Source organism: Microbispora sp. H10670, assembly GCF_014161385.1.
GTDB lineage: Bacteria > Actinomycetota > Actinomycetes > Streptosporangiales > Streptosporangiaceae > Microbispora > Microbispora triticiradicis.
Genome location: NZ_JABBWW010000003.1, coordinates 233544 through 245757, shown reverse-complemented (window position 1 = coordinate 245757; position 12214 = coordinate 233544). Strand labels below are relative to the sequence as shown.

The window sequence follows — 12214 nt, the reverse complement described above, 5'->3', positions numbered from 1 at the left end:
GAGCATGATCGATCATCTCGGCGGCGACTACCTGCGCCAGACTCTGGAGGGCGACGTGCGCGCCGGGCTCACCTCCACACCCAAGTGGCTGCCGCCCAAGTGGTTCTACGACGCGGCCGGAGGCGAGCTGTTCGCCCGGATCACCCGGCTGGCCGAGTACTACCCCACCCGGTGCGAGCTGGAGATCCTGCGCCGCCGGGCCGTCGACGTCGCGGCCCTCAGCCGCGCCGACACGCTCGTCGAACTGGGCTCGGGCACCAGCGAGAAGACCGTGCTCCTGCTCGACGCGCTGGCCGCCGCCGGGACGCTCCGGACCTACGTCCCGGTCGACGTGGACGCCGTCACGCTGGAGGCCGCGGCCGAGCGGCTCGCCGTACGCTATCGCGGCCTGGACGTGCGGCCGGTGCGCGCCGACTTCGAGCGGCACCTGGCGCTGCTGCCGAGGACGGGCAGGCGGCTGGTCGCGTTCCTCGGCGGCACGATCGGCAACCTCACGCCCGCCGCCCGGGAGGTGTTCCTCAAGGAACTGCGCGCCACCATGCGGCCGGGGGACACCCTGCTCCTCGGCGCCGACCTGGTGAAGGACCACGCCCGGCTGGTCGCGGCGTACGACGACCCGCGGGGCGTCACGGCCGCCTTCAACCGCAACGTGCTCCGGGTGGTCAACCGCGAGCTGGACGCCGCCTTCGAGCCGGAGGCGTTCGAGCACGTCGCGCTGTACGACGAGGACAACGAGTGGATCGAGATGCGGCTGCGGGCGACCCGGCCGATGGAGGTCCCGATCAGGGCGCTCGGCCTGACGGCCGCCTTCGCCGAGGGGGAGGAGCTGCGTACGGAGATCAGCGCCAAGTTCCGCAGGGAGGGCCTGCTCCGCGAGCTGTCCCGGGCCGGGTTCGCGGTCGCCCGCTGGTACACCGACAGCGGAGGCGACTTCGCGCTGACCCTCGCCGCCGTGCCGATCGTCAACAGCTGAGCCGGCGACCCGCGGCGGCCGGGACTGCCGCGGACAGCGGCAGGCGCAGGACGAAGCGGGCGCCGCGCGGGGAGTCCTCGACGCGGAGCGTGCCGTGGTGCGCGTCCGCCGTGATGCGGCAGAGGGCGAGGCCCAGCCCGGTGCCCTTGGGGTCGCGGCGGCGCCCGTCCTTCAGCCGGACGAACGGCTCGAAGACCCGCTCGCGGTCCTCCGGCGCGATGCCGTCGCCGTCGTCGAGCACGGTGACGACCGCCTCGTCCCCGGCCCGCTCGACGCTGACCTCCACCTCGCTGTGCGCGTGCCGCTGGGCGTTGACCAGCAGGTTGGTCAGCACGCCGCACAGCTGGACCCGGTTGCCGAGGACGGTCACGTCGTCCCTGATCTCGGCGCGCACCGGCACCCCGTCCGTACGGGCGGCGGCCTCCTCCCGCGCGAGCGTCCCGAGGTCGACCGGCTCGGGCTCGGCCGCCGCGGCCGTGCGGACACGGGCCACCGCGAGCATCTCGTTGATGATCGCCTGGCAGCGCTCGGTGGTGCGCACCGCCGTGCGCAGGGTCTCGTACGGATCGGTGTCGTCGCGGTAGAGCAGGGCCTCCTCCAGCTGCGTCCGCAGCCCGGCGAGGGGGGTCCGCAGCTCGTGGGAGACCATCGAGGCGAAGTGCCGCTGCTGGCGCATCGAGGAGTCGAGGTGTTCGAGCAGGTTGTTGGAGGCCCGGGCCAGCTCGGCGATCTCGTCGCGGCCGCGCGGCTGCGGCACCCGCAGGCTGAGGTCGCACACGGTGATCTCTTCGACCTTCTCGCGGATCTCCCGGACGGGACGCAGAGTGCGCCCCGCCGCGCGCCAGCTCGCCCACGTCCAGCCTGCCGTCATGAGCAACACCCCGATCGCGATGAACAGTTCCAGCCGCCGCGTCGCCAGGAGAGCCGGCTCGGCCCTCCCGGAGTAGACGGCGTGCGGCTCGCCGTTCCAGAAGAGCCGGGTCTGCACGGGCAGCACCCGTACGGCGGTGACCACGACGCACCGCTCCCCGTCCCGGCACTCGATCCGGTACTGCAGGCGGTCCTGGTCGCCGGGCATGGGAGAGGTCAGCGGCGGCCTGCCGGTCGCCCCCCGGCTGGCGGTGATCACTCGGTTCCGCGAGTCGACGAGCTGCACCAGGTTCTCGGGCGCGGCGGGCGGCTCCGGGACGCCGTCGGGGCCCATCGAGGCGATCCATTCGGTGGCCACCCGCTGGGCGTCGATGAACAGGTGCGAGTGGATGCGGTTCCGGACCGCGAGGTCCAGGCCCACTCCGATCACGGTGAGGACCACGAGGGAGAGGACCGCGCTCATCGTGGCGATGCGCGCCTGGATCGAACGCGGGCGTAAAAGGAAAGGAATGCGCCTGCCAGCCATGACCCCTCCCCGAATCGGTGTAATGCAATGCCCGCATAAAAAGATATGAGATGTATTCGAGATCGAAACCCTCAGGACAAAGAGGATCACAAGTCTTACCAGCTCAGGGCCGATGCTTGGCTGTCCCTTTACGCTCGCCTCAGGCCGCTTTCCCGGACCGTGGGAACAGCGGTCGCCGAGGTGAAATCGCGCCGCATGTGAAAATAGTGGCGGCGCCCGCGGCGAGGACGAGACAGGCGGTCACCACCGCCGCGACCGCCTGCCGCCGCGTCGCTCCGGACAGGCGCAGGACGGCGAACTCGCGCACGCGCGCCGACGCCGCCATCACCTGCGTGTTGACGATCGCCAGGCCGGAGTAGCCGGCCGAGACCCCCACCAGCAGGAGCGTGAACAGCCAGACGAGCCGGTCCTCCTCCGCCTGGTCGGCGGCCGGGTTCCCCATGGCGTACGCCGCGGCGGTCGTCCGCACCATGCCGGTGACGAGCACGGTGAAGCCCACCGTCAGCAGCACCGGGGCCGCCGTGGCGGCGGTGCGCCGTACGGCCGCCGACGCGCTCCGCCCGGCCAGCATGCCCACGGCCGCCCGGGAGATCGGCCACGCGAAGACGCGGACGAGTGGCGGGAGGGTGACCGGCGCGAGCAGGGTGAGCCCGACGATGAGCGCCATCGCGGCGACCAGGACGGCGTTCACCAGGGAGTCCTCCCGCGCGGAGGCGCTCGCCGCCGCCAGGGCCGGTGCCCCGGCTCTCACCGCGCGAGCGCGAGGTGCTCGCCCTGGTCGCGGAGGGCAGGTCCAACGCCGCGATCGCCCGCGCGCTGTTCGTCACCGAGGCGGCCGTCGCCAAGCACATCGCGAGCATCCTCGCCAAGCTCGACCTGCCTCCGGACGCGGACGACCACCGCCGGGTGCTCGCCGTGCTCGCCTACCTGCGCGCCGGAGTCTGAGCGGGCCTGAGGTCGCGTCGCGCCGGTCGCGTGCGGATGACCGAGCGCCGGTCCCGGCGCCGGTGGGGGCGGGAAGGCGTGCCGGGCGGCTCTGTGCGTGCTCGCCCGGCGAACGCCCCGTCAGCGTCCCGCGCTGGAGATGACCTTCTCGGGAACGACGCGTACGGTGACGCGCTGCTCTCCCGGCTGGCGGTAGGGGTAGGCGTCCACCCCGAGGTACTTCTTCGCCAAGCCGTCGATGACCGCGTCCGCCCCTTCGAGCTCCAGCGTGGCGGTGCCGGAGACGCTGACGAAGCGGAAGGCGTTGCCCGGGTCGAGCACGCTGACCGACACCCGGGGGTTGTCGCGCAGGTGCCGCTCCTTCGCTCGTCCCACGGCGGTGTTGAAGACGACTTCCTCTCCGTCGATGTCGACCCACACCACGGTGTTGTGCAGCGATCCGTCCGGCCTGACGGTCGTCACCCAGGCGTGGACCGGCTCCTTCAGTAAAGCCACGGCGTTCTCGTCGAGCTTGCTCATTCGACTTCTCCTCGGTCGGTCGGCGCTGGCCCATATCGGCAACACGACAGCGCACGACCACATTCTCTTCCCGAGGACGGGGAACATGATCCTCGCCTCCGGATCAACGTACGGAGACGGGCTCGGGGACGGGAATGACGGGGCGCCGGACCTCCTCCCGCAGCCGGGGCGCGAGCTCGGTGGTCAGCGGCGCCCTCTCGGTCCGCAGCCGGTTGAGCGCGAGCACGAGCGCGGTGCCCCACAGCAGGTGTCCCGCCAGCAGCGTGGCCTGGCGGCCCGGGCGGTCCTTCGGCAGGGGCGCGTACGCGCCGATGCTCGGCGCGAGGCCCCGGCAGCCGAAGTGCCACACCAGCAGCCCGTACGCCGTGCCGATCGGGACGGGCACCCGCTGACCGGCCGACAGCAGGCCCAGCACGGTGCCGCAGCTCGACCCGAAGGCATAGTGCGCGATGGTCGAGAGCACGCTCTCGCCCGGTCGGGGACGGCTCCCGCGGCCCGGCAGAGTCATCCGGGCGAATCGCCGCGGCGGCGGCTCCTCCAGCAGACCGGCCCTGTCCGCCGCCATCAGCATCGCGCTGTACACCGCCGTCGCGAGCGCGCCGCCGACGGCGCCGTTCACCAGGTTGCGCATCATGAGGAGCCTTTTCCCACCCCGGCCGGATCACCCGCCCTCGCGGTGCCCCGTTCTCGGTAAACAATCAAGCCCTGCCCCGGCCGCCGTGTCCGCCGCTCGCACGGCCCTAGGTATCGGCTCAGTAGCTCAAGGCCAGGTGAGAGGAACAGCTCAGGGGCGTGCCAGGTGCCGGCGGGGTCCGGGCGGCCTGCTGTGCGCATTGTGCGACCACCGCTGTCTCCCTCGGAGCCCCCGCCTGCCAGAAGCCTTCCGGAAGATAGGGCGATAGCAGCTCTCCCACGAGAAGCTTGATCAGGCCAGGAAGCTGATGGATGCACTGCGGTACGGCAAGGCGCCTACTGTTCATTGGCGGACGGAGCGTGCGGGCCGCAGGGCGCTGATTGCCAACACTGTGGCTTCCTTGGATTGCCTTTCCCTGGTTGCCATCGCCTTCTACAGTCCCCCGGGCCGTTCCGAGCGCGCCAGGCGCCGCTGTCTCCTTCGGTTGCTGCCTGAACTGTCCGCCCGTGAGGTGGGGACGGTCGTCTTCGAGTCCCGTCGGGAGCAGGACGCAGGGGATAGGGCGATTCTGACGAACCTCCGTACATCTGGGCAGGTCGCCGCTGAGATGGCTGTCGTCTGGGCGCGAGCAAGTTCTGATGCGGCGTTGTGGACAGCAGACGTGGTAGCAGGAATCGTCGCCGGGTGGCTGGACGGCGAAGATCGCTGGTTGACGCTCTTCGAGGAGCGACTCGCGTTTCTGGAGGCGGAAGGAATCTGATCCCGGACAGCGCGAGCGCCGGGCTCCTGATTCCATCGGGGGGTTCCCGGCGCCACTTCCGCACCCCAGAGCGTGCGACACACTCAGTATCCATACACTTCCGGTCCGTCGTCAACCCGGGCCCCGGCCGCCTGTGACCTGCGGGCGAGAGCGCCAACGCGACCGGCGAACCGCTTACGCCGGGACGATGGAGGTGAGCAGGCGGTCCCAGTCGGCGAGGAAGCGGTCGAGGTTGTAGCGGGCGAGCGCGGCCGAGCGGGCGGCCTTGCCGGCCTGGGCGGCGAGCTCCGGCTCGTTGGCGAACCGGTCGAGGGCCCGCAGCAGCGTGGGGATCTTGGTCGAGACGACCCCCGCCTCGGGCGGCACCGCCTCGACGGCCTCGGTGGTGGCGAGGGCGACGACCGGCATGCCGATCATCATGGCCTCGATCAGCGACAGGCCGAGCGAGGTCCAGCGGTAGGGGTGCAGGTAGACCCGGCGCCTGGCCAGCTCGGCGTGCATGGCGCTCTGCGGCAGGTCCTCGAAGGCCTCCATCGCCCCGTCGAGGCCGAGCTTGGCGGGCAGGTTCCTCACCTGCATGCCGAACACGTCGATCGGGGCGCCCGTGGCGAAGGTGGGCAGCAGGTCGGTGCCCGCCACCCGCCAGCGCCTGATCGGCTCGTTGACGACCACCCCCGCGCGGGGCAGCTCACCGCTGTAGAGGTGGCCGGGGTCCACCACGCCGTGCTCGATCACGTGGGTCGGCGCGCGGCCGGAGTCCCAGAAGAGGTCGTTGAAGTGGGTGACGTGGACGAGGGGGATGTCGTCCCGGTCCGCCAGCGGGTGGCGGGTCTTCGGCACGTCTCCCGCGGGGGTGTTGTGCTCGACGTAGACGCCCGGCACGTCGCGGCCCAGCCACTCACGGGCGAGCTCGATCTCGTGCGGACGCTGGTAGACGATCAGGTCGACGTCCTCGGCGGCCAGCCGGTCGTGGGGCACCTCCCGCACGGTGCCGGGCCAGGGATAGGTCTCCGCCCGGCCCCGCCCGTCCGGGCCGCGGTCGGGCGTGAGCGGCACCAGGTATTCGTGCCCCCCGTGCACGAAGGAGGTGGTCCACGAACCGTGGACGTGCCAGACCATGATCTTCATCGTGTCGCTCCCCGTCCGTCCTTCTGCAGACTCTGGAACACCGTGCCTCCTGTCGCGCCTCCCCGCCGGGCGCGTCACCCCTCTGCCCCGCCCGTACCCGGTTAAGGCTCAGCCGTGAGCGGAATCCTCGGCAGCACCAGATCGACCGCCGCGGCGAGGTCGGGCGCCACCTCGAGGGCCGCGGCCACCTCCTCCGGCAGCGTCACCGGGGTCGGCACGAGGACGCCCCGCGCGCCCGCCGCGCGGGCCGCCTCCACGTCCCGGCCGATGTCGCCGATCACGACGCAGTCGACGGGTGAGACGCCGAGCCGGCGGGCGGCGCTCAGCACGAGGCCGGGCGCGGGCTTGCGGCAGGCGCAGCGGTCGCCGTCGTCGTGCTCGCAGATCTCCCACACGTCGAACGGGCCCAGCAGGGCCTCCACCCGGTCGTTCACGGCACGCAGGGCCTCCGGCGCGATCAGCCCCTTGGCCACCCCCGACTGGTTGGTGACCACACCGATCGGGACACCGGCCGCGCGGAGCCGGTCCAGCGCCTCCCGCGCCCCCTCCACCGGCGCAACGCGGCCGGGATCGCTGTTGTAGGGAACATCGTGGACGAGGGTGCCGTCACGGTCGAAGAGCACCGCGGCGGGCTGGTGAGCGGGCTGGGTCACGGGCGGCCTCCTGCGGAATCGCCCGCCGGGCTACCCGGAGGAAATCGGAGCAAACGCGCTGTTACCACGCCCTGGCCACGTGCTGACCACCTCCAGGTCAGGGCATTTGGCTACGCAGAGTAGCGGTTATTGAGCACATCCCCCACTCACGTCGACTTCTCTACAAAGCAGTGTTTAGCGCCACTTCTCTCGGTAACCAGACCGGCACTGCGCAACGGAGGGAAACCGATGCGGTTCTTGGGGATAAATGCGATCTTTCATGATCCAGCCGCCGCGTTGGTGATCGATGGCGAGGTGGTCGCCGCTGCGGAGGAGGAGCGCTTCAGCCGGCGCAAGCACGGCAAGCGGCCGGTGCCGTTCTCCGCCTGGGAACTGCCCGAGCAGGCCGCGGCGTGGTGCCTGGAACAGGCCGGCCTGCGACCCGAGGACCTCGACGGCGTCGCCTACTCCTACGACCCGGAGCTGGTGCTGCCCGGAGGGGAGGGACAGGACGCGCGCTGGGAGGAGATGCGCACCACCTACGCGCGCCGGGCCCCCAACTTCCTGGCGACCGCCCTGCCGGGGCTGGACTCCGCCCAGGTGCGCTTCGTTCCCCACCACATCGCGCACGCCGCGTCGGCCGGGCTGGCCGCGCCGTACCGCGAGTCGGCGGTGCTGGTCTGCGACGGCCGGGGCGAGGCCGTGTCGCACCTCGCCGGGCACTACCGGGACGGCGAGCTCACCGTCCTGGCGAGCCAGGCCCTGCCGCACTCCCTCGGACTGATGTACGAGGACCTCACCGCGCACCTCGGCTTCCTGCGGTCGAGCGACGAGTACAAGGTGATGGCCCTCGCCTCCTACGGCGAGCCGCGGTTCCTGCGGGAGATGCGCGAGCTCGTCCACCCCACGGGCGACGGCGGTTTCCGGGTCGAGCCGATCGACTGGAGCGTCTACGCCAAGGCCCTCGGCAAGGGCGAGAAGTGGACCTCCGACCACGCCGACCTCGCGGCGAGCGTGCAGACGCGGCTGGAGGAGGTGCTGCTCGACCTCGCCAAGTGGCTGCACGAGCGGACCGGCGCCCGTTATCTGACGATGGCCGGGGGAGTGGCGCTGAACTGCGTGGCCAACACCCGGCTGTTCGCCGAGGGCCCGTTCGAGGACGTCTGGGTGCAGCCCGCGGCGGGCGACTCCGGCACCGCGCTCGGCGGGGCGCTGCACCTCGCGCAGGCCTCCGGCGACCGGGTCGCCCCGATGCCCGGCGCCGACCTCGGCCGCGGCTGGACCGACGAGGAGCTCGGCGCCTGGCTCGACGTGGCGAAGGTGCCGTACGAGCGGCCCGCCGACCTCGCCGCGGCCGTCGCCGCCGAACTGGCCGCCGACCGCGTGGTGGCCTGGTTCCAGGGCCGCGCCGAGTACGGCCCCCGCGCCCTCGGCCGCCGCTCCCTGCTCGCCAACCCCGGCAATCCCCGCAACACCGAGCGGCTCAACGACGTGAAGGGCCGCGAGCAGTTCCGCCCCATCGCCCCGATGGTCCTCGCGGAACGCGCCTCCACGATCTTCGGCAGGGGCCCGATGTCGAGCCCGTACATGCTGTTCGTCCACGACGTGAAGCCCGAGTGGCGCGACCGCGTCCCCGCCGTCGTCCACGTCGACGGCACGGCCCGCATCCAGACGATCGAGCGCGGGCGCGACCCGCTGCTCGCCCGGTTACTCGAGGAGTTCGAGGCCCGCACCGGGGTTCCCGTGGTGGTCAACACGAGCCTCAACACGGCGGGCCGTCCGATGGTGGACGACCCGCGCGACGCGCTGGAGTGCTTCGGCTCGGCGCCCGTGGACGTGCTCGTTCTCGGCCCGTACGTCGTGCGCAGGGGGGCGGTGTTCGCGGGATGACATCGGAGACGACCCGGCAGACGACGCAGCAGACCGGCCGGAAGCGGAGGAACGCGCCCGCGGACGCCACCCCCCAGGGGCCGGCGGTCACCGTCGTCATCCCGACGATCGGGCGGCCGAGCCTGGCCGCCACGCTCGCCGCCATCGGCCCCCGGGAAGCCGCCGGCCCCCAGGAGGGGGACGGCCCCGAGGTGATCGTGGTGGACGACCGTCCGGGGGAGGACGCCGAGGCCCTGCCGGTCCCCGCCGGCGTACGAGTGCTCCGGTCGGGCGGGCGCGGCCCGGCCGCCGCCCGCAACGTGGGCTGGCGGGCGGCGACGACCCCGTGGGTGGCGTTCCTGGACGACGACGTGGTGCCGGGGCCCGGCTGGGCGCGGGCGCTGGCGGCCGACCTCGCCCGCCTGCCCGCGCACGTGGGCGGCAGCCAGGGACGGCTGGAGGTGCCGCTGCCCGGCTCCGCCGAGGGCCGCCGCCCGACCGACGCCGAGCGCAACACGGCCGGCCTGGCCGGCGCCGACTGGATCACCGCCGACATGGCCTACCGCAGGACCGCCCTGGAGGCGACCGGCGGGTTCGACGAACGCTTCCCCGGCGCGTACCGGGAGGACGCCGACCTCGCGATACGCGTGGAGCGGGCCGGGTTCTGCCTGGTGAAGGGGGAGCGCCTGACCTGGCATCCGGTGCGCGGCGACGGCTTCTGGTCCAGCGTGCGCTTCCAGCGCGGCAACGCCTCCGACGCGATCATGCGCCAGGCGTACGGCCGCGACTGGCGTCTGTTCATCGGCGGGCCGGGCAGGCTCAGGCGGCACGCCCTCACCACCGGCGCGGGCCTGCTCGCGCTCACGCTGGCCGCCGCCGGCGTGCGGACCGGCCGCCGGACGCGTCTCGCCGCGGGCGCCGCCGGGCTCGCCTGGCTCGGCCTCACCGGAGAGTTCGCCTGGGCGCGGATCGCTCCCGGGCCGCGTACGCCCGGGGAGATCTGGCGCATGGCCGTGACCAGCGTGGTGATCCCGCCGGTCGCGTGCGCCCACCGGCTCAGGGGCGAGCTGGCGGTGCGGACGGGGAGGCGTCCGTGATCGGGACCGCACTGGTGGTGCGGCCCGACAACGCGGGAGACGTGCTGCTCGCGGGGCCCGCCGTGCGCGCCGTCGCCGCCGGGGCGCGGGAGGTCGTCATGCTCGCCGGTCCGTACGGCAGGGCGGCGGCCGAACTGCTGCCCGGCGTCGGCCGCGTGCTGGAGTGGCGCGCCCCCTGGATCGACCCCGACCGGATGCCGGTGACCTCCGAGCACGCGGCCCGCCTGGTCGATCAGGTGCGCGCCGTCGGCCCCGACCTGGCCGTGATCTTCACGTCCTTCCACCAGTCGGCGCTGCCGACGGCCCTGCTGCTGCGGCTCGCCGGGGTGCCGCGCATCGCCGCGATCAGCGAGGACTACCCCGGCTCCCTGCTCGACGTGCGTCACATCGTGGACGAGAGCGTGGACGTGCCCGAGCCGGAGCGGATGCTCGGCCTCGCCCGCGCGGCCGGCTTCGTCCTGCCGCCGGGCGACGACGGGCGGCTCGCCGTACGCGGGCCGCTGCCGGACGTCGCGCACCTCACCGGCCCGCCGGGCTACGTAGTGGTGCATCCCGGCACGACCGCGCAGGCCAGGGCGTGGCCCGTGGAGCGCTGGGCGGAGGCGGTCGAGGCGCTGCTGGCCGCGGGCGAGCGGGTCGTCGTCACCGGCAGCCCGGGGGAGCGGGCCCTGACCGCGATCGTCTCCGGTCCCGCGGCGGACCTCGGCGGGGCGACCACGTTCGCCGAACTGGCCGCCGTGCTGGCCGGGGCGTCCGTGGTCGTGGCGGCCAACACCGGCCCCGCCCATCTCGCGGCGGCGGTCGGCACGCCGGTGGTCAGCCTGTTCGCGCCGGTCGTGCCCGCCGCCCGCTGGGCGCCGTACGGCGTGCCCTCGGTGCTCCTCGGCGACCAGGACGCCCCCTGCAGGGGGAGCAGGGCGAGGCTCTGCCCCGTCCCCGGCCATCCGTGCCTGTCCGCCGTCAGCGGCGCGCAGGTCGTGGACGCCGTCCGCGGCCTGGCCGCGGCGAAGGAGTCGCTCGGCGGGGTGGTCACGGAGCTCGGCGAGGCGGTCACGGAGGGGGTGCCATGAGGATCGCCCTGGTGTCGGAGCACGCGAGCCCGCTCGCGACCCTCGGCGGCGTGGACGCCGGCGGGCAGAACGTGCACGTGGCGGCGCTGGCCCTGGCCCTGGCGGAGCGGGGCAACGAGGTCGTCGTGCACACGCGGCGCACCTCCCCGGAGCAGCCGGACACCGTGCCCATGGCGCCCGGCGTCGCCGTCGAGCACGTGCCGGCCGGGCCGCCCGAGCCGCTGCCCAAGGACGAGCTGCTGCCGCACATGCCGGAGTTCGGGGCGCACCTCGCCCGCCGGTGGAAGGCCGAGCGGCCCGACGTGGCGCACGCCCACTTCTGGATGAGCGGCCTGGCCTCCCTGACGGCGGCCGAGCCGCTCGGCGTCCCGGTCGTGCAGACCTACCACGCGCTCGGCACGGTGAAGCGGCGCTGGCAGGGCGAGGCCGACACGAGCCCGGCGACCCGGATCTCCGCCGAGCGCGAGATCGGCCGCCGGGCCGTCGCTGTGGTCGCCACCTGCTCCGACGAGGTGCGGGAACTCGTCGCGCTGGGCGTGCCGCGCGACCAGATCGCGGTCGTGCCGTGCGGCGTCGACCTCGGCCTGTTCCACCCCGGCGGCCCGGCCGCCCCGCGCGGCGACCGGCCCCGGGTGCTGAGCATCGGGCGCATGGTGCCGCGCAAGGGGGTGGACACCGTCGTCCGCGCCCTGCGGCACCTGCCCGGCGCCGAGCTCGTCATCGCGGGCGGCGACCCGGGCGACGAGGAGGGCACGCGGCTGCGCACGCTGGCGGACGGCCTCGGCCTCGGCGACCGGGTCCGGCTGATCGGCAGCGTGGGCCGGGCCGAGGTGCCCGCCCTCATGCGCTCCGCCGACGTGCTGGTGACCGTCCCGTGGTACGAGCCGTTCGGCATGGTGCCCCTGGAGGCCCTGGCCTGTGGGGTGCCGGTGATCGCCTCGGCGGTCGGCGGCCACCTCGACACCGTCGCGGGGTGCGGCGTGCTCGTGCCGCCCCGGCGGCCCCGCGCGCTGTCCCGCGCGCTCGGCGACCTGCTCGCCCGGCCCGAGCTGCGGTCGGCGCTGTCGGCCGCTGGGGCCCGGCGGGCACGCGCCCGCTACGGCTGGCGGAGGATCGCCGAGCAGACCGAGTCCGTGTACCGAAACCTGGCCGGCGGGCGTCTCGGCGCCCTCGCCGCCGCGGGAGGCTGAG

12 protein-coding genes and 1 pseudogene are annotated in these 12214 nt (G+C 73.6%); 7 read left to right on the top strand and 6 right to left on the bottom strand.

What is annotated here, in order from left to right; genetic code table 11:
* Positions 1 to 4 precede the first annotated feature (4 nt).
* Positions 5 to 973, top strand: coding sequence for an L-histidine N(alpha)-methyltransferase (gene egtD, locus HHX33_RS06815; RefSeq protein WP_396784343.1), 969 nt, complete (start codon positions 5 to 7; stop codon positions 971 to 973).
* Here the strand turns inward: egtD and HHX33_RS06810 are convergent.
* Together HHX33_RS06810 and HHX33_RS06805 are read right to left on the bottom strand one after the other, a co-directional pair.
* Positions 963 to 2306 (bottom strand): sensor histidine kinase, encoded by a 1344-nt coding sequence (locus tag HHX33_RS06810; protein WP_182873842.1) that lies wholly within the window; start codon positions 2304 to 2306, stop codon positions 963 to 965. The genes egtD and HHX33_RS06810 overlap by 11 nt on opposite strands.
* 202 nt (positions 2307 to 2508) lie before the next feature.
* A complete protein-coding gene (locus HHX33_RS06805; protein WP_182873841.1) occupies positions 2509 to 3120 on the bottom strand; it encodes an FtsX-like permease family protein in 612 nt (203 codons plus the stop codon).
* Here HHX33_RS06805 and HHX33_RS06800 point away from each other — a divergent pair.
* A pseudogene (locus HHX33_RS06800) lies at positions 3102 to 3314 on the top strand (response regulator transcription factor); the annotation flags it as partial. The gene HHX33_RS06805 and the pseudogene HHX33_RS06800 sit on opposite strands and share 19 nt — an antisense overlap.
* Before the next feature lie 120 nt (positions 3315 to 3434).
* On the opposite strand, the gene HHX33_RS06795 reads toward HHX33_RS06800, so the two are convergent.
* Together HHX33_RS06795 and HHX33_RS06790 are read right to left on the bottom strand one after the other, a co-directional pair.
* Positions 3435 to 3833 carry a PPOX class F420-dependent oxidoreductase gene (locus HHX33_RS06795; RefSeq protein ID WP_117410392.1) on the bottom strand — a complete coding sequence of 133 codons (399 nt, stop codon included), beginning with the start codon at positions 3831 to 3833 and terminating at the stop codon, positions 3435 to 3437.
* Positions 3834 to 3936: 103 nt separating this feature from the next.
* Positions 3937 to 4467 carry a hypothetical protein gene (locus tag HHX33_RS06790; RefSeq protein WP_182873840.1) on the bottom strand — a complete coding sequence of 177 codons (531 nt, stop codon included), beginning with the start codon at positions 4465 to 4467 and terminating at the stop codon, positions 3937 to 3939.
* A gap of 511 nt (positions 4468 to 4978) precedes the next feature.
* Between HHX33_RS06790 and HHX33_RS06785 the strand changes: the two genes are divergently transcribed.
* Positions 4979 to 5227, top strand: a complete 249-nt coding sequence (locus HHX33_RS06785; RefSeq protein ID WP_182873839.1) for a hypothetical protein — start codon at positions 4979 to 4981, stop codon at positions 5225 to 5227.
* A gap of 174 nt (positions 5228 to 5401) precedes the next feature.
* On the opposite strand, the gene HHX33_RS06780 is transcribed toward HHX33_RS06785, so the two are convergent.
* Positions 5402 to 6355 carry a glycosyltransferase gene (locus HHX33_RS06780; protein ID WP_182873838.1) on the bottom strand — a complete coding sequence of 318 codons (954 nt, stop codon included), beginning with the start codon at positions 6353 to 6355 and terminating at the stop codon, positions 5402 to 5404.
* A gap of 101 nt (positions 6356 to 6456) precedes the next feature.
* A complete protein-coding gene (locus HHX33_RS06775; RefSeq protein WP_310740379.1) occupies positions 6457 to 7008 on the bottom strand; it encodes an HAD family hydrolase in 552 nt (183 codons plus the stop codon).
* Positions 7009 to 7236: 228 nt separating this feature from the next.
* Here HHX33_RS06775 and HHX33_RS06770 point away from each other — a divergent pair, with 228 nt between their 5' ends.
* The 4 genes from HHX33_RS06770 to HHX33_RS06755 are packed head-to-tail and all read left to right on the top strand — an operon-like array spanning position 7237 to position 12213.
* Positions 7237 to 8877 (top strand): carbamoyltransferase, encoded by a 1641-nt coding sequence (locus HHX33_RS06770; RefSeq protein WP_117410388.1) that lies wholly within the window; start codon positions 7237 to 7239, stop codon positions 8875 to 8877.
* Entirely contained in the window at positions 8874 to 9953 is a 1080-nt protein-coding gene (locus tag HHX33_RS06765) for a glycosyltransferase family 2 protein (protein WP_182873837.1), read from the top strand. Before HHX33_RS06770 ends, HHX33_RS06765 begins: the two co-directional genes overlap by 4 nt.
* The gene (locus tag HHX33_RS06760) at positions 9950 to 11023 is read left to right on the top strand and encodes a glycosyltransferase family 9 protein (RefSeq protein ID WP_310741247.1); all 1074 of its coding nucleotides are present in this window, start codon (positions 9950 to 9952) and stop codon (positions 11021 to 11023) included. The genes HHX33_RS06765 and HHX33_RS06760 overlap by 4 nt, the downstream gene beginning before the upstream one ends.
* Complete coding sequence (locus HHX33_RS06755; RefSeq protein WP_182873836.1) at positions 11020 to 12213, top strand: glycosyltransferase; 1194 nt, start codon at positions 11020 to 11022, stop codon at positions 12211 to 12213. The genes HHX33_RS06760 and HHX33_RS06755 overlap by 4 nt, the downstream gene beginning before the upstream one ends.
* Position 12214: the final 1 nt, after the last annotated feature.